General features: G+C 69.1%; 17 protein-coding genes, 1 pseudogene and 1 riboswitch. Of the genes and pseudogenes, 10 read left to right on the forward strand and 8 right to left on the reverse strand.

Annotated features, from left to right (window positions below):
• Positions 1 to 182, reverse strand: a pseudogene (locus ESP51_RS14490) (ROK family protein); the annotation flags it as partial.
• Positions 182 to 1,048 carry an SIS domain-containing protein gene (locus ESP51_RS14495; protein ID WP_129521643.1) on the reverse strand — a complete coding sequence of 289 codons (867 nt, stop codon included), beginning with the start codon at positions 1,046 to 1,048 and terminating at the stop codon, positions 182 to 184. The pseudogene ESP51_RS14490 and the gene ESP51_RS14495, both read right to left, overlap by 1 nt.
• A 411-nt stretch (positions 1,049 to 1,459) precedes the next feature.
• Between ESP51_RS14495 and ESP51_RS14500 the strand changes: the two genes are divergently transcribed.
• Genes ESP51_RS14500 through ESP51_RS14510 form a run of 3 tightly spaced genes read left to right on the forward strand, consistent with a single transcriptional unit; the run spans position 1,460 to position 4,666 of the window.
• Positions 1,460 to 2,704 (forward strand): extracellular solute-binding protein, encoded by a 1,245-nt coding sequence (locus ESP51_RS14500; protein ID WP_129521606.1) that lies wholly within the window; start codon positions 1,460 to 1,462, stop codon positions 2,702 to 2,704.
• A 48-nt stretch (positions 2,705 to 2,752) separates the two neighbouring features.
• Positions 2,753 to 3,754 carry a carbohydrate ABC transporter permease gene (locus tag ESP51_RS14505; protein ID WP_129521607.1) on the forward strand — a complete coding sequence of 334 codons (1,002 nt, stop codon included), beginning with the start codon at positions 2,753 to 2,755 and terminating at the stop codon, positions 3,752 to 3,754.
• Between the two features lie 3 nt (positions 3,755 to 3,757).
• Positions 3,758 to 4,666, forward strand: coding sequence for a carbohydrate ABC transporter permease (locus ESP51_RS14510; RefSeq protein WP_241843187.1), 909 nt, complete (start codon positions 3,758 to 3,760; stop codon positions 4,664 to 4,666).
• 3 nt (positions 4,667 to 4,669) lie between these two features.
• On the opposite strand, the gene ESP51_RS14515 is transcribed toward ESP51_RS14510, so the two are convergent.
• The gene (locus ESP51_RS14515; RefSeq protein WP_164990534.1) at positions 4,670 to 8,074 is read right to left on the reverse strand and encodes an OmpL47-type beta-barrel domain-containing protein; all 3,405 of its coding nucleotides are present in this window, start codon (positions 8,072 to 8,074) and stop codon (positions 4,670 to 4,672) included.
• A 13-nt stretch (positions 8,075 to 8,087) separates the two neighbouring features.
• Here ESP51_RS14515 and ESP51_RS14520 point away from each other — a divergent pair, with 13 nt between their 5' ends.
• Positions 8,088 to 9,389, forward strand: a complete 1,302-nt coding sequence (locus ESP51_RS14520; protein ID WP_129521609.1) for a hypothetical protein — start codon at positions 8,088 to 8,090, stop codon at positions 9,387 to 9,389.
• A 76-nt stretch (positions 9,390 to 9,465) separates the two neighbouring features.
• Here ESP51_RS14520 and ESP51_RS14525 read toward each other — a convergent pair whose 3' ends face one another.
• The 3 genes from ESP51_RS14525 to ESP51_RS14535 all read right to left on the reverse strand — a co-directional run bounded on the left by ESP51_RS14525 (position 9,466) and on the right by ESP51_RS14535 (position 13,225).
• Positions 9,466 to 9,855 carry a VOC family protein gene (locus tag ESP51_RS14525; RefSeq protein WP_129521610.1) on the reverse strand — a complete coding sequence of 130 codons (390 nt, stop codon included), beginning with the start codon at positions 9,853 to 9,855 and terminating at the stop codon, positions 9,466 to 9,468.
• 119 nt (positions 9,856 to 9,974) lie between these two features.
• A complete protein-coding gene (locus tag ESP51_RS14530; RefSeq protein ID WP_129521611.1) occupies positions 9,975 to 11,585 on the reverse strand; it encodes a beta-N-acetylhexosaminidase in 1,611 nt (536 codons plus the stop codon).
• A 44-nt stretch (positions 11,586 to 11,629) separates the two neighbouring features.
• On the reverse strand, positions 11,630 to 13,225 hold the full coding sequence (locus ESP51_RS14535; protein ID WP_129521612.1) for a beta-N-acetylhexosaminidase: 1,596 nt from the start codon (positions 13,223 to 13,225) through the stop codon (positions 11,630 to 11,632).
• Between the two features lie 130 nt (positions 13,226 to 13,355).
• Positions 13,356 to 13,436: riboswitch (ZMP/ZTP riboswitch) on the forward strand.
• 69 nt (positions 13,437 to 13,505) lie between these two features.
• Between ESP51_RS14535 and glyA the strand changes: the two genes are divergently transcribed.
• Positions 13,506 to 14,780 (forward strand): serine hydroxymethyltransferase, encoded by a 1,275-nt coding sequence (gene glyA / locus ESP51_RS14540; RefSeq protein ID WP_129521613.1) that lies wholly within the window; start codon positions 13,506 to 13,508, stop codon positions 14,778 to 14,780.
• Between the two features lie 8 nt (positions 14,781 to 14,788).
• The gene (locus tag ESP51_RS14545) at positions 14,789 to 15,673 is read left to right on the forward strand and encodes a bifunctional methylenetetrahydrofolate dehydrogenase/methenyltetrahydrofolate cyclohydrolase (protein WP_129521614.1); all 885 of its coding nucleotides are present in this window, start codon (positions 14,789 to 14,791) and stop codon (positions 15,671 to 15,673) included.
• Between the two features lie 34 nt (positions 15,674 to 15,707).
• Here ESP51_RS14545 and ESP51_RS14550 read toward each other — a convergent pair whose 3' ends face one another.
• Positions 15,708 to 16,229, reverse strand: coding sequence for a MarR family winged helix-turn-helix transcriptional regulator (locus ESP51_RS14550; RefSeq protein WP_129521615.1), 522 nt, complete (start codon positions 16,227 to 16,229; stop codon positions 15,708 to 15,710).
• Between the two features lie 119 nt (positions 16,230 to 16,348).
• Between ESP51_RS14550 and ESP51_RS14555 the strand changes: the two genes are divergently transcribed.
• The 4 genes from ESP51_RS14555 (at position 16,349) to ESP51_RS14570 (ending at position 21,826) form a co-directional block, all read left to right on the forward strand.
• On the forward strand, positions 16,349 to 18,091 hold the full coding sequence (locus tag ESP51_RS14555; RefSeq protein ID WP_206737321.1) for a tannase/feruloyl esterase family alpha/beta hydrolase: 1,743 nt from the start codon (positions 16,349 to 16,351) through the stop codon (positions 18,089 to 18,091).
• Between the two features lie 155 nt (positions 18,092 to 18,246).
• Positions 18,247 to 19,605: an acylneuraminate cytidylyltransferase gene (locus tag ESP51_RS14560; RefSeq protein WP_129521616.1), complete on the forward strand. Its 1,359-nt coding sequence runs from the start codon at positions 18,247 to 18,249 to the stop codon at positions 19,603 to 19,605.
• 11 nt (positions 19,606 to 19,616) lie between these two features.
• Positions 19,617 to 20,492, forward strand: coding sequence for an N-acetylneuraminate synthase family protein (locus ESP51_RS14565; RefSeq protein WP_129521617.1), 876 nt, complete (start codon positions 19,617 to 19,619; stop codon positions 20,490 to 20,492).
• Complete coding sequence (locus ESP51_RS14570; protein WP_129521618.1) at positions 20,489 to 21,826, forward strand: DUF6716 putative glycosyltransferase; 1,338 nt, start codon at positions 20,489 to 20,491, stop codon at positions 21,824 to 21,826. Before ESP51_RS14565 ends, ESP51_RS14570 begins: the two co-directional genes overlap by 4 nt.
• Positions 21,827 to 21,887: 61 nt before the next feature.
• Here ESP51_RS14570 and ESP51_RS14575 read toward each other — a convergent pair whose 3' ends face one another.
• Entirely contained in the window at positions 21,888 to 22,424 is a 537-nt protein-coding gene (locus ESP51_RS14575) for a gamma carbonic anhydrase family protein (protein WP_129521619.1), read from the reverse strand.
• Positions 22,425 to 22,428 lie beyond the last annotated feature (4 nt).

Below are 22,428 nucleotides of genomic sequence, written 5' to 3' on the forward strand. Positions count from 1 at the left end.
GCGACGATCGCGCCGGCGGGGTCGGCCGGGTCTCGCGGGGTCGGGGTGCGGCGCAGGCCCAGCACGGTGCCGCTCGCGTCGACGAGCGCCGACTTGGTGTCGGTGCCGCCGACGTCGAACGCGAGGACGGCGTCGCCCGCGCCGAGCGACCGCGCTGCGCTGCGAATGATCGTCTCGGTCATCACGCGAGAATGACGGAGCGGGTGAGGTTGCGCGGTTCGTCGGGGTCGAGCCCCTGTGCGCGGGCCCGCGCGAGTGCCACGCGCTGGGCGCGCACGAGCTCGGCCATGGGGTCGAGCGACCCGGCCTCGAAACGAGCACCGGTGGCGGCGACCTCGGCGTCGAGCCCATCGGGCGCCTCGCCGAAGTGCCACGTCACGCGGCCCGGGGCGGCGATCGAGATCGGGCCGTGGCGGTACTCCATCGAGGGGTAGGACTCGGTCCACGACTGCGAGGCCTCGCGCATCTTCAGGGCCGCCTCATGGGCGAGGCCCACCGACCAGCCGCGGCCGAGGAACGTGTACTGCTCGGCCCCGGCGAGCTCGGGGTCGAGCTCCTCGGCGACGGCGCGCTCGGCGTCGGCGATGGGCCCGTCGAGGCGCTCGCCGAGCGACGCCCGGAAGAGCGCGAGCGCGGTCGTCGCGAAGCGGGTCTGCACGACCGACTGCTCGTCGGCGAAGGGGAGCGTCACGGCGTCGTCGACGATGCCCACGAGGGGTGAGGCGGCGTCACCGATCACCCCGATCGTTCGCACGCGGCCACGCAGCCCTTCGACGAGCTGCAGCACCTCGGTGGTCGTGCCCGAGCGGGTGAGCGCCACGACGGCGTCATAGCCGCGGTCGACGAAGGCCTCGGATGCCGCGAAGGCATCGGTCTCGCCGTGCCCGCCCGCTTCGCGGAGCCACGCGTACGACTGCGCGATGAACCACGAGGTGCCGCACCCGACGACGGCGACCCGCGCGCCGGAGCCCGGGAGCAGCGCCTGCTCGTCGCGCAGCTCGGCGGCGCGCGCCCAGGTCTCGGGCTGCGATGCGAGTTCTGCCGCCATGTGCAGGCCGGGGACGGTGGGGGACTGCGATGTGGTCACGATCGATGCTCCAGGGTGCTGGGAAGCCCACGCTCGGTCTGTCGCGGGCGGTATGACGATTCAATGATTGCAGATGACCGTTCGGGATGTCTATCGATCAGGAGAGCGATCATTGCTGCGAAAATCGGGAAAATTCTCCGTTTGTGAGGAATCTGAACAAAATCCGGTAACAAATGCGTTTCCCGTCTTGACGGGGGTGTGGCATCCGTCGTACGTTTCCTGCGTCCACTGAACGGAATTGATCATTGTGTGATCGAAACCGTCAGGAAGCATCACTTCGGCCTGCTCGAAGTGGGCTTCCGGACGCACGCACCGTGGCGCGAGGCCCAGTACGCCACGTGCCCCACATCCACCAAGAGTGAGGAAGCACGAATGAAGAAGTCGCTACGGTTCGGCTCGGCGATCGCCATCGCGGCCACCGCGTCGCTCACACTGGCATCCTGCGGATTCGGCGGAGGCTCCGGCGATGAGGCAGATGGCAAGACCACCATCGACATGCTCGTCCCGAGTTACTCCGACAACACCCAGGGACTCTGGGAAGACGTCATCGCGGGCTTCGAGGAGGAGAATCCCGACATCGCCGTCAACCTCGAGGTGCAGTCGTGGGACAACCTCGAGAGCGTGATCACGACGAAGATCCAGGGCGGTGAGGCGCCCGACATCTACAACGGCGGCCCCTTCGCCGGCTTCGCCGCCGATGAGCTGCTCTACACAGCCGAAGAGGTCGTCTCACCCGAGGTGTTGAGCGACTTCCAGGACTCGTTCATCGCGAACACTGAGGTCGACGGCACCGCCTACGCGCTGCCGCTCATCGCGTCGGCACGTGCCTTGTTCGTGAACAATGCGCTGCTCGAGCAGGCCGGCGTCGCGGCACCGCCCACGACGTGGGACGAGCTGCTCGACGCCGCGACGAAGGTCTCCGCGCTCGGCGGCGGCATCGCCGGCTACGGGATGCCGCTCGGTTCCGAGGAAGCTCAGGCCGAGGCGGCCGTGTGGCTCTGGGGCGGCGGCGGCAGCTTCGGCGACGCCGAGGAGATCACCGTCGACGACCCGGCGAACCTGCCGGGAGCCGAGCAGATCAAGAAGATGATCGATGCCGGTGCAACGCAGGCCGACCCGGGTTCGACCGACCGTTCGCCGCTCATGGACATCTTCGTGCAGGGCCAGATCGGCATGCAGGTCGGCCTGCCGCCGACCGTCGGCCAGATCGAGGAGGGCAACCCCGAACTCGACTACTCGATCGTGCCGATCCCCACGCAGGACGGCAGCCCGTTCACGCTCGGCGTGATGGACCAGCTCATGGCCTTCCAGAACGACGGCGACAAGCAGGACGCGATCACGAAGTTCTTCGACTACTACTACGCGGCCGACGTGTACGTGCCGTGGGTGCAGGCCGAGGGCTTCCTCCCCGTCACGAAGTCGGGCGCTGAGCAGCTCGCCGGTGAGGAGGCGCTGGCACCGTTCCTCGAGCTCCTGCCCGACGCCAAGTTCTACCCGAGCACGAACCCCAAGTGGTCGGCGACGGATGGCGCGTTCAAGGCCCTCTTCGGCCAGCTCCAGTCGAAGGGCGCGCAGGAGGTCCTGACCGAGATCCAGGCACAGGTCGACGCGGGCTAGTCCGTACCACACCACGCAAACCCCGGAGGGATCGGTGACCACCGAATCATGAGCACCACGTCCGAGACGTCACCGATCCCCGCGGGGGCTGCCGACGGCAGCCCCCGCGGGCGGGACGGCGAGCCGAACACCGCCGAACCCGCCGCTCGCCGGTCGGGCCCCCGTCGGCCAGGCGGCCGCGAACTGCTCGCATCGCTGCCCTGGATCGGGCCCGCCCTCCTCCTGATCTTCGGCGTCGTGCTCTTCCCCGCCGGCGTCATGTTCTTCAACTCGACCCGCGACATCTCGCTCTCGGGTCTCGACCAGGGCTCGGTCGGCTTCGACAACTACGTCGAGGTCTTCTCGTTCCCGTACTTCTGGCCGATCTTCGTCCGCACGATCGTGTGGGTCGTCGCCGTCGTGGGAGCCACCGTGCTCATCTCGCTCGGGCTCGCGCAGATCCTGAACAAGGCGTTCCCCGGTCGACGCATCGTGCGACTCGCGGTGATCATCCCGTGGGCGGCATCCGTCGTCATGACGACGCTCGTCGTGTACTACGGGCTCGAGCCGTACTTCGGCATCGTCAACACGTTCCTCGTCGACCTCGGGCTGATCGACACGCCGGAGGGCTACGGCTGGACCCGCAACCCCGACACCGCGTTCGCGTGGTCGATCGTGGTCGCCGTGTTCGTCTCGCTGCCGTTCACGACGTACACGATCCTCGCCGGGCTCCAGACGGTGCCAGGGGAGGTGCTCGAAGCAGCCAAGATGGACGGCGCAGGGCCGGCGCGCACCTATTTCGGCGTCATCCTGCCGCAGTTGCGCGGCGCGCTCTCGGTCGCGGTGCTCATCAACATCATCAACGTCTTCAACTCGCTGCCGATCCTGAAGGTGATGACCGGCTCGATCCCCGGCTACGACGCCGACACGATCATGACGCTGATCTTCAAGTACATCCAGAACCAGCACAAGGTCGACGTGGCGAGCGCGCTCTCCGTCGTGGCCTTCCTGATCGTCATCGTGATCGTCGCCATCTACGTGCGGGTCGTCAAGCCCATGAAGGAGGTCTGAGCCGTGGCCGTCACCGCCCCCGCCTTCGAGGCGATCGCCCCGCCGGCGTCATCCGCTCGCCGCCGCCGCTACACCGAAGACCAGGTGCCCATCGGCAAGCTGCTGCTCCGCATGCTCGCCGGCCTGGTCGTGCTCGTCGTGTTCGTCCTCCCGTACACGATCATGTTCTTCGGCTCGGTCAAGACGAAGGCGCAGATCCGGTCGGTCGAACCCACGTACTTCCCCACCGAGTGGCACTGGGAGAACTACGTCAACATGTGGTCGACGCCCGAGACGCCGCTCGTGCAGAACCTCATCTCGACGATCGTCATCTCGGTCTTCGCCACGCTGCTCGTGCTCGTCGTGGCGATGCCGGCGGCCTACTACACGGCGAGGTTCCGGTTCCCGGGGCGCATGGTCTTCCTCTTCCTCGTGATCGTCACGCAGATGCTGCAGCCCGCGGTGCTCACGTCGGGCCTGTTCCGGCAGTTCGTCGCGCTCGGCATGATCGACACGTGGGCGGCGATGATCTTCATCAACGCGGCGTTCAACCTCTCGTTCGCGGTGTGGATCATGCACTCGTTCTTCGCCGGCGTGCCGAAGGAGATCGACGAGGCGGCGCAGATCGACGGCGCCGGGCGGCTCAGGGTGCTGTTCAAGATCAGCCTGCCGCTGGTCTGGCCCGGCATCGTCACCGCGATCGTGTTCACCTTCGTGGCGTGCTGGAACGAGTTCGCGGCATCCCTCGTGGTGCTCTCGACCGCGGGCAACCAGCCGCTCTCGGTCGCGCTCACGAAGTTCGTCGGACAGTACGAGACCAGCTGGCACTACGTGTTCGGCGTCTCGATCGTCGCGATCATCCCAGTCGTGGTGCTCTTCATGCTCATCGAGAAGCGCCTCGTGGGTGGCCTCACGGCGGGCAGCGTCAAGTAGCTGTCAGCGCAGGCCGATGTTGACGTAGTAGGTCTGTCCGTCATCCAGGGTGACGCCGATGCGGTGGTAGTGGCCGCCGGACGGGGTCTTCCAGTTGTAGCCGTACTGGGATCCCTCGACTCGATAGGTGCTGCCGCTGTCGGCGGTCGCCGCATAGAGCGACTCGTCGACCGGCAGGCTCATCGAGGCACCCTTGGCCGGGGTCAGCCAAACCGGCGCAGCATTCGCCTGCACGAGCGTGCCGCTCGCGTTCTTGAGCTGGAACTTGACCGGGATCGTGCTCGCGCCCTTGAAGACGCTCGTCGACGTGCCGACCTGATGAGCGGTGTCGTTGATCGGCTGCAGGAATCCGTCGAACCGGTAGATCACCCTGTAGCTGCCGGTCGTCGTTCCCGTGTTCCCGGCCGCGTCCGTGGCCCTCGCGGTGTAGGTGAAGGCACCGACGCCGTTGGCCGTTCCTCCGGAGATCGTGACCACGCACGATCCCGCAAGGCCCGAGAAACCGTCGCTGGCCGCGCAGGTTGCTCCAGGCACCGCACCGAGCACGTAGAGTCCACCGGCAACGTTGACCGCGGTGATCGTGGGCGCCTCCGTGTCGATGTTGATCCCGGATACCGCCGTGACCGCCGTGTTGCCCGCCTTGTCGGTCACCGTGCCGCTGGCCGAGTTCGCACCGTTGGAGGTGAGGATCACGTCATCGGGGCAGGTGGCCACACCGGAGCGGTCATCGGCGCACGTGAAGTGAACCGTGACCGGCCCCACATACCAACCGTTGGCGCCCTGGGTGCCACTGACGACCGCGCCGCTGATGGTCGGCGCGGTCTTGTCGAGCTTGACGGTGACCGAGTCGGTTCCCACGTTGCCTGCGGTATCCGTGGCCGATCCGACCAGGACCTGTCCGTCGGTCTCGGTGGTGACCGTCACGGGCGCAGTCACGTCGGCAACGCCGGATCCCGCATCATCGTCCTTGGCGCCGAAGGTCACCGTGACGTCGCTGTTGTTCCAGTCATTCGCGTTCGGCACGGGTGACAGGGTGTGGGTGACCATCGGGGCGATGTTGTCCCACTTGAGGGCGACGGCGTTCGAGGCCTCCGTGTTGCCCGCGATGTCAACCGCCCAGTAGTGCACGGTGCCGGCACCGCTGCCGTCGAGCGGGACGCTGACCGTCTTGGCTGCACCTGCCGCCACCTGCTCGGCTCCGCCGTCGATCCGGTAGTGGATCTCCTTGACCCCCGACAGGCCGGCCTGGTCGGTGGCCGTCAGCACGACATTCGCGCTCGGGCCCGTGCACCATCCGTTGGTCTTCGTGCACTGGTTGTTGGCCGTCGTGCTCGGGGCGGATCCGTCGATGTTGATGCCGCCCACGGTCTTGCCGTCGCTGAGGTTGCCCGCCTTGTCGCTGGCCGGGTCGCTCGTGACGGCCTGGTCGGCGCCGTCGCCGGCGATCACCTCGCTGGTCGGGCAGGACGCCACCCCCGACAGTGCATCCGTGCAGGTGAAGTCCAGCACGACCTGGTCGCGGTACCAGCCGGCAGCGTTCGGAGCCGTCGTCGGAGCGCCCTCGATGTGAGGCGCGGTGCGGTCGATGTTGATTCCGCTCGCCGATGCCGTCTTCTTGTTCCCCGCCTTGTCGAAGATGCTGGCTGAGGCGCCCAGGTCGATGCCCTCGCCGCCGATCGTGCTGTCCGCCGGTTGCGTCGACGGGTCGATGCCCGAGAGCGCATCGTTCCCCGTCCACTCGATCGTGACATCGCCGTTGTACCAGCCGGCGCCATTGGCATCGCTGGTCGCGACGCCGACGAGGGTGGGCGCGGTCTTGTCGATATTGATGTGGTCGACGGTCGTCGAATTGACGTTGCCGGCGACGTCCTGCGTGTCGCCCTGGACCTGTTGGTTCTCTCCCTCGGTGCTGACCGTTCCATCAGGACCGCAACCGGCGACTCCTGACTCGGCGTCGGTGCACGTGAAGGCCACGTCGACGTCCGTGTTGTTCCAGCCGAAGCCGTTCGCCGCCGGCGACGCGACGCCGACGATGGATGGCGCGACATCGTCGACGTTCACGATCGTGGTCTGCTTCGCCTCGGTATTGCCGGCGAGATCGACGCTCCAGTACGTGATGGTGTGGCTCCCGGTCGCGAGCTCCGCGGTGAACGGATCGCCGTACGTCTGCGCCTCGCCACCGTCGATCTCGTAGTACGTCGCCGCGATGCCCGACTCCGCATCATCGGCGTCGAACGCGACCGGGATGCCGCTCGTGACGAACCAGCCGCTGGCCGGCGAGATCGGGTTGATCACCGTCGTCACCGGCGGCGCGTCGTCGATCTTGAGCGTGATGCTGTTGACGGTCGTGTCCTCGCTGTTGCCGGCGGCATCCGTGCTCCAGAACGCGATGGTGTGCGTGCCCTTCTGGCTGAACGAGAAGGCGCCCGCGTAGAGCTGGGCCGCACCGCCGTCGATGCTGTAATGGGTGGCGGCAATGCCCGAGAGCGTGTCGTGCCCGGTCAGCGTGACCAGGACTTCGTCGGCATACCAACCGCTCGCGAGGGGGTCGGGAACCGTCGCGGTGGTCGTCGGTGCGGTGCGGTCGATCTGGATGCCGTCCACCGACGTGTTCGCGGTGTTCCCGGCGACATCCGTGCACGAGGCCGACGACGACAGGTTGCCGCCCTCACCCGTGACCGTGTCATCCACCGGCCCCGCTGCGACCCCCGACAACGCATCCGTGCATGTCCAGACCACCGTCACGTCATCGGTGTGCCAACCAGGTGAGAACTCCGCGGTGAGGACCGGCGCCGTCTTGTCGACATTGATCCCCGACACGTCGGCACTCGCGCTGTTCCCAGCCGCATCCGTCGCGGTGCCGGTCGACGACTGGTTCGCACCCTCACCCACGACCTGGGCGGGCGACGTGGACGCAAGACCCGACAGGGCATCGTTCGCCGAGAAGCTCACCGTCACGTCGTCCCGATACCAACCGGCAGTGTTGGCCGCCCGATCAGCCGAAGCCGAGATCGTCGGCGCGGTCTTGTCGATGCTCACGACTGCCGTGTCCGACGCGGAGTTCCCCGCGTTGTCGGTCGCCGTGCCCGTCACCTGCTGAGAAAGACCCTCAGACGACGTCGTCACCGGAGCCGTGCACGACGCGACACCAGAACCAGTGTCAGCACACTCGAACGTGACGGTCACATCCTGGTTCGACCACGCACCATCCGAATACGTCAACGGCGTGAACGAGTGACCGATCGACGGCGCCGTCTTGTCGATCTTCACGTGGGCGGTTTGCGCGGCCTCGACGTTGCCCGCCGCATCCGTGCTGAAGAACGAGATCGCGTGATCGCCCTCGCTCGCCAGTGTCACGCTCGTCCCACTCTCGACCGCGCCGCCATCGACCGAATACGAGGTCGACACCACTCCGGACAAATTGTCGGACGGCGACAAGACCACCGTCACACGCTCGTTCGTCCAACTGTTCGACGATCCGCTCACACCCGTCACCGGAGCCGTCCGATCCACATTCACCGGCACACTCGACGCCGTCGTCGTGTTCCCGGCCTTGTCCGCGATCGAGGCGCTCGTGGTAAGCGCGCTGCCCTCACCGGTGATCAGGCCATCGGCGGGCTGCGTCGACGGGTCGATCCCCGACAGCGCATCGACCCCGGACCATCCGATCGCGACGTCGCCCTGGTACCAGCCGTTGCCGTTGGCCGACGTGGTCGGCGTGCCCGTCAGGGTCGGCGCCGTCTTGTCGATGCTGATGCCGGAGACACCGGCGCTCGCAGAGTTGTCTGCGTTGTCCACCGCGGTTCCGGCGACCGACTGGTTCGCTCCCTCGGTCGAGAGCACAACCGTGCCGCCACCGGTGCAGGACTTGACGCCGGAGAGCGCATCCGCGCAGATGAGCGAGACCGTGACGTCGGAGTTGTTCCAGCCCGCGGCGTTCGCGGCTGGAGCAACGTTTCCGGTGACGGTCGGGTTGGTCTCATCGAGCTTCACGACCACCGCGCCGGTGCCGATGTTGCCCAGTCTGTCGCTTGCCGTGGCGTTCTTCGTGACGCCGGCCGTGTTCGAGTTCACGCTGTCCGTGGCGGGAGTGGGGCCGGTGCCGATCCCCGAACCGGCATCAGTTGCCGACCAGGTGATCCCGACATCGGCCCTGTTCCACCCGGCGGCATTGGCCGCGGGCGCCAGGGCGGCGGTTACGATCGGCCCGGCGTTGTCGAGGGTGAACGATGCCTGCAAGGAATTGGTCTGCCCGGTGCATTTCCCCTGCGGGTTGAAGTTCGGTGAAGCGGACACGGTCACTGCCTGGGCACCATTGCCCGCACCGGCCGTCGTCGTGAAGCTCCAGTTCGTCCTGGCCGTGCCGGATTGGTCGTGCGCCGTGATCGCGCCGGCAACATCCACACACTTCGTGTCGGTGCTCGTGATGACCGTGAGCGTTAACGCACCACCCTGCTTTGCATACAGCGTGCCGCCCGACGAGACGGTGCCGGTACCCCCGGTGAAGGTCGCACTCGTCACGCTCGACGCGAAGGCCGGCACTGCACCGAGCATCGCCGCCACCACCGCCCCCGACGCGATCACGGCGAGCCAGCCGCGCGTGCGGCCCTCGCGAACACGAACTCGTCTCGTCGAGATGCCGCTGGAAGCGCGCATGAGAACCTCCGGGAATAGCGGCGTTCGGGTACACCGCTATGGCCTGAAGTCTGTTGTGCCGAAATGACCGGGTCAATCCCCCGTTCATGGGGTGGTCGACGAGCCTTCGGGCCTGACGCCTCGGTCCACCGGGTCGCTCGCGCTCAGGCGGCGTCGGCCGCCGTCGTCCAGAGCCCGAGGACATTGCCCTCGGTGTCGCGGAAGTACCCGTAGTACCCCATGCCCGGGATCGCCGTCTTCGCCAGCACGACGCTCCCGCCGAGCGAGGCGATCCGATCGAGCGTGGCGTCGATGTCGTCGACGTCGATCGTGATGATGGGGTGGGTGAGATCGCCCTCGCGCTGGAACATCCCGCCGTTGATCGCTCCCGGCTCGAGCGGTTGCTGGGTCTGTTCGTCGACGGGCGTCGTGACCACGTTCGTGTACTGCAGCTCGGGCAGGACATCGAGCCGCCAGTCGAAGGCCGCGCCGTAGAAGCCCCTTGCTCGGCCTTGATCGTCAGCCGGGATCTCGAAATGCACCACTCCGGACATCGTGCGTCTCCCCTGGTCTCTCCGCGGAGGCACGGCACACCCGCGCCTGCGCGGGATCCTAGCCCGAGGCGCCGGTCACCGGTAGGGCGGAGCGGACGGTTTCGCCAGGGCTGCTGTCGTCACCAGGGCAGGTCGCTCGAGCGGTGGAAGTTCACGTCGAGCTCCTCGAAACGCTCGAGGAAGGTGACGAGGCGCGGTGAGAACTCGTCGAAGTCGCGATGTTCTCCGCTCGCCGGTGCGGGCGACCATCCGACCTCGGCGAGCGAGCCGAGACGGGGGAACGCCATGAACTCGATGTCGTCGATGGAGGTGATCGTCTCGGTCCAGAGCGGCGCCTCGATGCCGAGCACCTGGTCATCGCCGACGCCCTCGAAGATGCGGGCTGGATCCCAGCTGTACGCCTCCGCGACGTCGGTGGGACCGGCCCAGCTGAGGCCGAGCCGGGAGTCGGCGGGGCGATCGGGATACACCTGATCGAGGTAGGCCACATCGGACGGCGACATCACGATCGCGCCGCCCTGGTCGAGGAAGGACTCCATGAGCGCGACGTCGAGCTCTTCGGGCACGGTGGAGCCCCAGTACTGTCCGATCGTGCCGATGGGCAGCGCGTCGGAGGCACCGACCTCCTGCCAGCCGACGACCGTCTTGCCCTCGTCTTCGGCGACACCCGACGTGAGCTCCATGAAGTAGGTGTACTCCTCCTCGGTGTAGCCGAAGACCTCGTCTCCGCCGAGGTGCAGGTATGGCCCGGGGGTCAGCGCAGCGAGCTGCCGGATGACGTCTTCGGCGAGTCGCTCCGCGTCGACACTGGTCGGGCACAGCGTGCTCCCGCCACCGGCCGCGGGCGTGTGAGGTTGCGGCGCAACGCCGTTGCACGTGAGCTCCGGATAGGCGGTGAGCGCGGCATGGACGTGGCCGGGCATGTTGGCCTCCGGCACGATCGTGACGTTGCGTTCCGCGGCGTAGTCGATGATTCCGGCGAATTCCTCCTGGGTGTAGAACCCACCGGGGCCGCCGTCCACCTCATACAGGCCGCCGACGTCGGTGAGCAGCGGCCAACCCTCGATCTCGATGCGCCAGCCGTGATCGTTCGCGAGGTGGAGGTGCAGGGTGTTGATCTTGAGCATCGCGATCTCGTCGATGAATCGCTCGACCTCCGCGACGGAGAAGAAATGCCGGGCCACGTCGAGCATCGCGCTGCGGTACGCGAAACGCGGATAGTCGGTGATCTCGACGGCGACGACCTCGAGCGGAGACGAGAGCAGCAGTCCGCGCTCGACGGCTGCGGGCAGGAGCTGTCGCAGCGACTGCATGCCGTTGGAGAGTCCCGCCGCCGTGGCCGCGCTGATGCGGACTCCAGATTCATCGGCTCTCAGCCGGTACCCCTCGGCGACGTGGCCATCGGGTGCCTCGCCGGCAGCGAGCACGAGCGCGATATCGCCGGGCTCAGCCTCGCCGCGCACGATGGGCAGCTCGAAGCCGCTCGCCGGACGCAACAGGTCGGCGAGCAGCCGGGCGACCGCTCCCGCTTCCCGTGGATCGCCGTCGATCACGATCCGCGCTTCGCGGTCGAGCTGGAACGCATCGCCCCGAACCCCGATCACCTCGACGGGTTGCGGCACGATCGCGATGGCGGGCGCAGGCGGAGGCGCGATCAGGGCCGCTCCGGCCCACGCGGTCGCGGATGCCATGAGCAGCGCCGCGAGCACCCATGCCGTGCGCCTCTTCACCGGTTTCCCCTCGATGTGTCAGGCGAGTATATGGTGCGTCGCTGTCAGTGGGCGGGGAGGCCGGCAGACGCTTCGGCTCGGGGCGCCGGTGCGTCGCCGGGCATCGCCCACGGCACGCCGCCGACGCGGTGGTACGCCACTCCGAGCTCGTCGAGGTGCGTGCCGAGCGCGGCGAGGCGCGCAGCGAAGTCCGCCTCCGAGCGTGAGCCGCCGGCCGCCACAGACGGCGACCACGCGATCTCCGCGATCGCGGCGATGCGGGGGAACACCATGAACTCGAGCTCGGGCACGGTGGCGATCGTCTCGGTCCACACCGGCGCCTCGATGCCGAGGATGTCGGACTCGCCGATGCCGGGCACGATGCCGACGGGCTCCCATCCGTACGCCTCCTCGAGGCTCGTCGGGCCCTTCGCCCAGTCGAGCCCGAGCGTGCCGCCGAGCGGTCCCTCGGGATCGCCGGGGTACTTCATGTCGAGGTAGGCGACGTCGGCGGGGGAGAGGATGACGCGCCCGCCCTGTTCCACGAACGATCGCGTGAATCGTGCGGCGTCGGCCTCGGGCTCGACGTGGCTCCAGTACTGGCCGACGGTACCCCGAGGCAGTTCGGTCGACGCGCCGAGTTCGTGCCATCCGATCACGGTCTTGCCGGCGGCGACCGCCGCGCGCGTCATGCGGTGCACGAGGTCGAGGTAGTCGGCATGGGGCGTCGCAAGCGACTCGTCGCCCCCGAGGTGCAGCCACGGTCCCGGCGTCAGCTCGGCGACCTCGCGCGTGACGTCGATGAGGAAGCGGTCGGTGGCCTCCGCTCGCTCGGGCGACGCGCACAGCGACGAGAAGCCGACCTCGACGCCCTCGTACGGCTCTGGGGCGACGCCGTCGCAGTTCAGTTCGGGGTAGGCGCTGAGCGCGGCGTTCGTATGGCCGGGCAGGTCGATCTCGGGCACGATCGTGATGAACCGCGCGGCCGCGTACTCGACGATGCAGCGGTAGTCGTCCATCGTGTAGAAGCCGCCGCCGACGCCGCCGACCGAGGTCGACGCGCCGATGCCCGTGAGCTCGGGCCAGGACTCGATCTCGATCCGCCAGCCCTGGTCGTCGGTGAGATGCAGGTGCAGCGCGTTGAGCTTCAGCAGCGACAGCCGGTCGACGAAGTCGAGCACGTCCTCGACGGCGAAGAAGTGCCGCGCCACGTCGAGCATCGCGCCGCGGTAGGCGAAGCGAGGGGAATCGGCGACGGATGCCGCGGGCACGGTCCATCCGCCCGACGGTGCGCGCGAGGCATCCGCTCGCTCGATCTCGGGCGGAAGCAGCTGGCGCAGCGATTGCGTGCCCCAGAACAGCCCGGCAGCGGCATCGGCCGCGATGCGCACGCCGTCGCCGCCGGACTCGAGGGTGTATCCCTCGGGCGACCCGCCGCTCGCGCCGTCGGCGATGACGAGCCCGATGTCGGATGCCCCGGCCTCGCCTTCGACGACGGGCAGCTCGAGTCCCGTGGCCGCGCGCACTCGCCCGGCGAACGTCTCGGCGACCGCTGCAGCTTCGGCGCCGTTCACGACGAACCGGGAGCCGTCGTCGAGCCGGAAGGGCGCCGCTCCCTCGTGGAGTTCGAAGGAGGTGGGGGCGGGGATGATGCCGGGCACGGCGTCTCCGATCGGTACTGGGAGTCAGGAATCCTAACTAACAGGCTATCGGACCATCGTGTCATGGAAGGTCACCGTCGCGCCCGTGCGGCGCACGGGAAACGCCGGATCCGGCATCCGTTGCTATGCTTGCGAGCGTCGCGACTGGCGTTGAGATGGATACCATCGGGGAGCGACTGGCACGGACCGACCGCACGCCTGGGCCGGTACGCATACCTCGGCGCTGGCGCGCGCGAGGCAGCACCCCTACGTAGGTCCGTATGTCATGAAGGAGCCAGTCTTGGCCGAGTCCGTTTTCAATGCGCCGCTGTCCGAGGTCGACCCCGAGATCGCCGAAGTTCTCGAGCTCGAGCTCGGTCGCCAGCGCAACTACCTCGAGATGATCGCGAGCGAGAACTTCGTTCCCGTCTCGGTGCTGCAGTCCCAGGGTTCCGTGCTCACGAACAAGTACGCCGAGGGCTACCCCGGCCGCCGCTACTACGGCGGTTGCGAGTACGTCGACGTCGCAGAGTCCCTCGCGATCGAGCGCGCGAAGTCGCTCTTCGGCGCCGAGTACGCCAACGTGCAGCCGCACTCGGGCGCCACCGCCAACGCGGCGGTGCTGAGCGCGATCGCGACGCCCGGCGACACGATCCTCGGCCTCGAGCTCGCGCACGGCGGCCACCTCACGCACGGCATGCGCCTGAACTTCTCGGGCAAGCTCTACAACGCCGTCTCATACGGTGTCGACCCCGAGACCTTCCTCGTCGACATGAACGTCGTGCGCGACAAGGCGCTCGAGCACAAGCCGCAGGTCATCATCGCCGGCTGGTCGGCGTACCCCCGCCACCTCGACTTCGCCGCGTTCCGCGCGATCGCCGACGAGGTCGGCGCGAAGCTCTGGGTCGACATGGCGCACTTCGCCGGCCTCGTCGCCGCGGGCCTGCACCCGAGCCCGGTGCCGCACGCCGACGTCGTCTCGTCGACCGTGCACAAGACGATCGGCGGCCCCCGCTCGGGCTTCATCGTCGCGCGCGACATGGAGCTCGCGAAGAAGCTCAACTCCAACGTCTTCCCGGGCCAGCAGGGCGGACCGCTCATGCACGTCATCGCGGCGAAGGCCACGGCGTTCAAGATCGCCGCCTCGGAAGACTTCAAGCTGCGCCAGGAGCGCACCATCCGCGGCGCCCAGATCCTCGCCGAGCGGCTCACCGCCGACGACTCGCGCGCCGCGGGCATCGACGTGCTCACGGGCGGCACCGACGTGCACCTCGTGCTCGCCGACCTCCGCAACAGCCCGGTCGACGGCCAGCAGGCCGAAGACCTCCTGCACGAGGCGCTCATCACCGTGAACCGCAACGCGGTGCCGTTCGACCCCCGCCCGCCGATGGTCACGTCGGGACTTCGCATCGGCACCCCGGCGCTCGCGACCCGCGGCTTCGGCGACGCCGAGTTCGTCGAGGTCGCCGACATCATCGCGCTCGCGCTCAAGGGCGAAGCGGATGTCGCGACGCTCCGCTCGCGCGTCGAGGCCCTCACGGCGGCGTTCCCGCTGTACCCGGGCCTCGAGCAGTAGGCGCCATCATGACCGCGATCACGCTCGACGGGGTGGCGACGGCCTCGGCCGTGAAGGGCGAGCTCGCCTCGCGCATCAAGTTGCTGAAGGCGCACGGGGTCGTGCCGGGGCTCGGCACGCTCCTCGTGGGCGACGATCCCGGGTCGCGGTCGTACGTCGCGGGCAAGCACCGCGATTGCGCGGAGGTGGGCATCGAGTCCATCCGCGTCGACCTGCCGGCCTCGGCGACCACGGCTGACGTGCGCGCCGCGATCCGCGACCTGAACGCGGCATCCGAGGTCACCGGATACATCGTGCAGCTGCCGCTGCCCGCCGGGCACGACGAGAACGCGATGCTCGAGCTCCTCGACCCCGACAAAGACGCCGACGGGCTGCACCCCACGAACCTCGGCCGGCTCGTGCTCGGCATCGAGGGGGAGCTGCACTCGCCGCTGCCGTGCACGCCCGCGGGCATCGTCGAGATGCTGCGGCGCTACGACGTGCCGATTCGAGGGCGGCACGTGACCGTGATCGGCCGCGGGCTCACCGTCGGCCGTCCGCTCGGGCTGCTCTTCACCCGCAAGGGCCTCGACGCCACCGTCACGCTCACGCACTCCCGCACTCAAGACCTCCCCACCGAAGTGGCTCGCGCCGACATCGTCGTCGCGGCCGTCGGCGTGCCGCACCTCGTGAAGGCCGATTGGGTGAAGCCCGGCGCGGCCGTGCTCGACGTGGGCATCACTCGCGTGCAAGACGACGACACGGGCAAGGGCCGCCTCACGGGCGACGTCGATCCCGGCGTGGCCGAGGTGGCCGGCCACCTCTCGCCGAATCCCGGCGGGGTGGGCCCGATGACCCGCGCGATGCTGCTCGCCAACGTCGTGAAGGCGGCGGAGCAGCGCCTGCATCGGTAGGCAGTCGGGCGCATTCGCCTGCGACCGGCGTGCGTCACTCCTCGTCGGGGAAGGCGAGCCGTCGGAGCACGCGGATCGCCTCGGTGCGCGCCTCGGGGGTCAGCCCCTGAAAGACGTCCCGCTCGCCCTTGCGCGTTGCGGCCACCGCCCGTCGGAACAACGCATGACCGGCGGGCGTGGCGACGACTGCCTTCATCCTGCGGTCGCCGCGCCCCACCAGGCGCGAGACGAGGCCTCGGTTCTCCAGGTCGTCGACGATGGCCACCACGCGGCTGGGATCGAGCCGCAGGAAGTCCGAGATGCCGCGTTGCGTGATGCCGTCGTGCTCGACGGCCAAGGTGAGCGTCGCGAACGCCCGTACCGTCAATCCGAGCGGCTGAAGGGAGTCGTTGCCGGCGGCGACTCCCACGGCGCTCGCGCGGGCGAGCAGGAAGCCGAGGTCATCGAGAAGAACACTCTCGCCCCCTTTTCCCACGCTCCCAATCCTTCCGGCAGGCAACGGCACAACCGTAGCACCGCCGTATTGGATGCAATCGTCAATCGTTGCACTATGCAATCAACAGGTCTACTCTGTTGCACCAACGGCGGCGCAGCGTTGCGTCCGCTGTCACCGCGTCGGTGAGAACGACCTCGCCGGCGCTGCATGGAGAGGATCGACATGTCATCCATCGTGAAGTGCAGAGCCCGGCGGTCACCGTCGTCGGCACCGAGGAGACGGCGATGATGCGCGGCGGGATACGCGCGGTCACCATCGGTGCCGCGGCCGTCGTCGCGCTGATGATCTCCGGCGCGGTCACGGCCGCCGCCGCGGTCCCCGCCGTTCCGCCCACGGCGATCCCGCAGCTCGCACCCGCAGAGCCCGGAACCCTCGGGGAGTGCGAATCGCTCATCGCGTTCGAGTACGGCAACACCGTGATCACCGGCGCCGAGATCATCGCGGCCGGCACGCTGTCGGGCGTCGAGGTCGGCGAGCACTGCCTCGTTCGCGGCCACATGAACGAACGCGTCAGCGAGGTCGACGGCCAGACCTACCGCATCGGATTCGAGATGCGCCTGCCGACCGACTGGAGCGGGCGCTACCTCTACCAGGCCAACGGCGGTCTCGACGGGAATGTCGCGACCGCACTCGGGAATGCCGGAAGCGAGAGCGGCCTGAAACTCGGCTTCGCGGTGATCAGCTCGGACGCCGGACATCCCGGTTCGATGGGGCCGACGTTCGGGATCGACCCGCAGGCACGCCTCGACTACGGGTATCAAGCCGTCGGAACCCTGACGCCGATGGCCAAGGCGCTGATCGAGGCGGCGTACGGCAAGGCCCCTGATCGCTCGTACATGACCGGCGGATCCAACGGCGGGCGCCACACGATGGTCGGCGCGGCGCGCTACGCCGGCCAGTACGACGGGTTCCTCGCGGTGGCGCCGGGCTTCAACCTGCCGCAGGCCGCCGTCGCGCAGATATGGGGGGCGCAGCAGTGGGTCACCGTAGCCACCGACGCCGCGGACCTCAACACCGCACTGACCCCCGCCGAACGGCGGGTGATCGCCGACGCCATCCTCTCCCGGTGCGATGGGCTCGACCGGCTCGTGGATGGCCTGGTGCAGGACAGCGTGCGCTGCCAGAAGGCCTTCTCCATCGATCGCGACGTCCTGACCTGCGAGTCCGACCGGGACGGCACCTGCCTGACCGCGGAGCAGAAGGCGGTCGTCTCGGCCGTCTTCGCCGGAGCTCGCACCAGCGACGGCGAGGAGATCTACAGCTCGTTCCCGTTCGATCCCGGACTGGCCCAGCCCAACTGGGCATTCTGGAAGTTCTTCGCATCGAGGAGCCTCGATCCGGGTGCCGTCGGATTCATCTTCGGCACGCCGCCCGATCCGAGCATCCCCGCCTCCCCGCTCACTGCCGACATCGACGCGCTCGCGCAGAGCATCTACGCGACGAGCGGCATCTACACCGAGAGCGGCATGGAGTTCATGACGCCGCCGGATCCCACGAGGCTCGACACGCTCCGCGAGCGCGGCGGGAAGATGATCGTCGTCCACGGCGCATCCGACGGGGTGTTCTCCGTCGACGACACCGCGTCCTGGTACGAGGAACTGGACGCGAACTACCGGCAGCAGGCCGATCAGTTCGCCCGGTACTTCGAAGTGCCCGGTATGGGGCATGTGAGGGGCGGCCCTGCGACCGACCAGTACGAAGGGCTCACCGCCCTGATCGACTGGGTCGAGTTCGGATCGGCTCCCGACCGGATCGACGCGCGGGTGAACCCGGCCAACGCCGACGTCCCTGCGAGCTGGTCCGCCGATCTCAGCCGCCCGCTCTGCCCCTACCCCTCGGTGGCGCAGTATGCGTCGGGCGACCCCGACAGTGCCGACAGCTTCGTGTGCAAGCACAGTGGAGGCGGCATCGGGCGCCGCTGAGCCCACCGCGGCGACTCGTCCCGGTCCTCTTCACGTGTGAGGAGGACCGAGACGGCCGCGGAGCTGCGCCTGCAGCACCGGGAGTCGACCTCGCGGTCGCCCGGCGTTCACCAGTCGTGCACCGCGCGGCCGTCTGGCGCGCGTAGCTTCGCGCCATGTCCCAGATCGACGTCGCCGCCCCACCAGCGCCGATCGCTGCCGTCGGAGCGGTCGGCGGCATGAGACCGTCGGATGCCGCAACCGCCCTCGCGACCGCGATCATTCCCGCCCGTGGCGGGTCGCAGGGCCTGCCGGGCAAGAACGTGGCTCGCGTCGGCGGTGTGCCGCTCATCGAGCGAGCCGTGCATGCCGCGCTCGCCGCGACGCGCATCGCCCGGGTCGTCGTGACGACCGACGACGACGAGATCGCCACCGCCGCCCGCAGCGCGGGCGCGGAGGTCATCGCGCGGCCCGCTGAGCTCGCCGGCAGCGCGGCGTCGAGCGAGTCGGCCCTGATGCATGCCCTCGAACAACTGTCGGAGAGCGCACGGCCCCGCTCCGACCGGCACAACGAGCCGAGCGCGATCACGGTCTTCATCCAGGCGACGTCGCCCTTCATCGACCCCGCCGATCTCGACGCCGCGATCGAACGCGTGGCGTCGGGCGAGCACGACGTCGTGCTCGCGGCGGCGCCGTCGCACATCTTCCTCTGGCGCAACGACGAGGAAGGGGAGGGCGCCGTGGGCGTGAACCACGATGCCTCCCACCGCCCCCGTCGCCAGGACCGGCAGCCCGAGTACGTCGAGACGGGCGCGTTCTACGTCTTCCGCACCGACGGCTTCCGCGCCGCCGGGCACCGCTTCTTCGGGCGCGTCGGCATCCAGCCCGTGCATCCCGACCACGCCATCGAGATCGACGGCATCGCCGACCTCGACCGTGCGCGGGCGCTCGCGTCGTACGTCGACCGGGGTATCGCGGCATCCCGACGGGGCTCAGCGGTCGAGTCGCGACGACCGCGTATCGAGGTCGACGCGCTCATCACCGACTTCGACGGCGTGCACACCGACGACACGGTCATGGTCGACCAGCTCGGGCGCGAGACGGTGCGGGTCAGCCGCAGCGATGGGCACGGCATCGCCCGACTTCGTGCGGCCGGCATCCCCGTGCTCATCATCTCCGCCGAGGAGAACCCGGTCGTCGGGCGCCGAGCCGAGAAGCTCGGCGTCGAGTGCGCTCAGGGCGTTTCGGACAAGGGTGCGGTGCTTCGCGCATGGGCTGAAGACCGGAGCATCCGTCTCGATCGCATCGCCTATCTCGGCAACGACCGCGGCGACCTGCCCGCCCTCGATCTCGTCGGATGGCCGATCGCGGTTCCGGATGCTGCGCCTGAGGCGCTCGCGGCGGCCCGCCATGTACTCGCGCAGCCCGGCGGGCACGGCGCCGTGCGCGAGCTCGCCGACCTGATCCTCGAGGCGCGTGACTCCCACGTCGCCCGGACGGCGCTCGATCCCGCGCGCCCGCACGATTCGAAATGAGGGAGAACGACATGACCGTACGCATCGGCCGATCCGCGATCGGCCCCGGCCTGCCCGTCTACGTGATCGGCGAGATCGGCCTGAATCACAACGGCGATGTCGACATCGCGCGCCGGCTCATCGACGTGGCCGTCGAGTCGGGGGCGCAAGCCGTGAAGTTCCAGAAGCGCACCCCCGAGATCGCGACGCCCGAGCACATGCGCGACGTGCAGCGCGAGACGCCGTGGGGCACGATGAGCTACCTCGACTACCGGCGCCGCGTCGAGTTCGGCCAGTCCGAGTACCTCGAGATCGCCTCGTACGCGATGCGGAGCGGCATCGACTGGTTCGCCTCGCCGTGGGATGTCCCGTCGGTCGAGTTCCTCGAGGACCTCGACGTCGTGGCGCACAAGGTGGCCTCGGCTTCGGTCACCGATCTCGCACTGCTCGACGCGATCGCCGAGACGGGCAAGCCCGTCATCCTCTCGACCGGGATGTCGACGCTCGACGAGATCGACCGCGCCGTCGAGACGCTCGGCACCGACCAGCTCGTCATCATGCACGCGACCTCGAGCTATCCGATGCCGCCCGAGGAGGCGAACCTCCGCACGATCGAGACGCTGCGCTCGCGCTACCCCGGCGTTCCGATCGGCTACTCGGGGCACGAGCGCGGCCTGCAGATCTCGCTCGCAGCGGTCACGCTCGGCGCCGTCGCGGTGGAGCGGCACATCACCCTCGATCGGGCGATGTGGGGCTCCGACCAGGCGGCGTCGCTCGAGCCGGTGGGATTCGAGCACCTCGTGCGCGACATCCGCGTGATCGGCGAGGCCATGGGCGACGGCGTGAAGCGCGTCTTCCCGGGCGAGGAGGCTCCGCGCGCGAAGCTCCGCCGGGTGCCGGCGCTGTGAGGCGCTCGCTCCTCGTCGTCGCGGACTCCGACTCCTACGTCAAGTGGGGCGCCTCCCTCGCCTCGCAGCTGCCAGCCGACTCGTGGTCGGTCGAGTTCGTCGTGCTCGCCACGCCGGTTCTTCCGAGCGCCAGACAGCTCCGTGTCGCGCTCGCCGGCACGATGTTCTCGCCGGATTCCGTGCGCACGGTCGAGCTCGACGAACTGCCCGGACTCATCGCAGCGCAGCGACCCGACGCCGTGCTGCTCTCGCTCCGGGGGCCGCTCGTGCGCGTCGTCGTGCCCCTCGTGGCAGCCGGCCCCGATCGGCCGGTGCTCCTGAGCGGATTCCCCGGCCTCACCATCCCGGCCGAGCCGAAGGCGATCGTGTACCGCGAGCAGGTCGACCTCATCGTGCTGCACAGCCGGCGCGAGGTTCGCGAATTCACGGGCAATGCCACGATGCTCGAGGTGCCGGTCGCCTTGGGGCTCGCGACCCTGCCGTTCCTCCGGACACGCACGTCGGTGATGGCGGCAGCCGGCGGCGGGAGCGACTTGAGCGTTACTGCGGACTCGAGCGGCACCGTCTACTCGAGCGGCACGAGCGCACAGGAACGCACCGACCTCGTCTTCGCGGCCCAGGCGAAGGTGCCCGCGACCCGCGAGGAGCGCGTGCAGCTCCTCGGCTGGCTTGCGGCCGCGGCGCGACGTCGCCCGGCGCGCCGCGTCGTCGTGAAGGTGCGGGCCCGGGCGGGCGAGGCGCAGACGCATGCCGAGACCTTCGACTTCGCCGAGCTCCTCACCGACCCGGCCGTGCGCGATGAGCTCGGCGGCACCCTCCCGCCGAACCTCCTGGTGCTCGACGGTCCGATGCACGAGCACCTCGAGCGGGCCGCCGTGCTCGTCACCGTGAGCTCGACGGCGGTCCTCGAGGCGGTGGCGTCGGGCGTGCCGGCACTCCTCGTCGACGAGTTCGGCGTTGAGCCGAAGCTCATCAACACGGTCTTCGAGGGAAGCGGCCTGTTCGCCGGCGCCGACGCCGTCATCGCGGGTGCCGGACGGCATCCCGACCCCGACTGGCTCGCCGACAACTACTTCCACGGCCGTGAGCACGACGACTGGACCGACCGGCTCGACGAGCTCGTCGCCGCGCGAGACGACGGGCAGCTTCCGCTCCGTGCGCGCCGGCACAACCTGCAGGGCGGGGCACTCCGCAGGGCCTTCGAGCGCAAGCGGATGCTGGGCGGTCACGACCGCTCGCTCTCCGGCTTCGTCGCGATGGCCGTTGCCATTCCCTCGCGCTGGGTCCTGCGACGGGTTCGCAAAATCCGCCGGCTGCTCACCGAATCGGCCTGAGCTGAGCCCGGTCGACGGCACCTGCGACCGGGCAACCCGGCTGCCGGCGGCTCGAGCGCCGTCAGTCGACGGGAGCGGTGTGCTCGTCGACGTGGTGCAGGTACGAGGCGGCGTTCCGGCGAATACCCGCCCGCTCGTCGTCGCTCAGCTCGCGCCGCACCTTCGCGGGAACGCCGGCCACGAGCGAGCCGGGCGGCACGACCGTTCCCTCGAGCACCACGGCGCCGGCCGCGACGAGCGAGCCGGCGCCGATCACGGCCCCGTTCAGCACCGTCGCGCTCATGCCGATGAGGCAGTCGTCTTCGACCGTGCAGCCGTGCAGCACCGCGCCGTGCCCCACCGAGACGCGACGGCCGATGGTGAGCGGGTATCCCGCGTCGACGTGGCAGACGACGGCGTCTTGAAGGTTCGACTCCTCGCCGAGGGTGATCCGCTCGGCTTCGGCGCGGAGCACGGCGTTGTACCAGACGCTCGACCCGGCGGCGAGGCGCACATCGCCCACGATGACCGCGCCCGCCGCGACGAACGCGGTCTCGTCGACGACAGGGGCCTGGATGCCCGCGAGGGTGAGGATGCGGGCAGACGGGTCGGTGCTCATCCCG

Origin of the sequence: Agromyces albus (assembly GCF_004134825.1) — a bacterium.
GTDB lineage: Bacteria > Actinomycetota > Actinomycetes > Actinomycetales > Microbacteriaceae > Agromyces > Agromyces albus.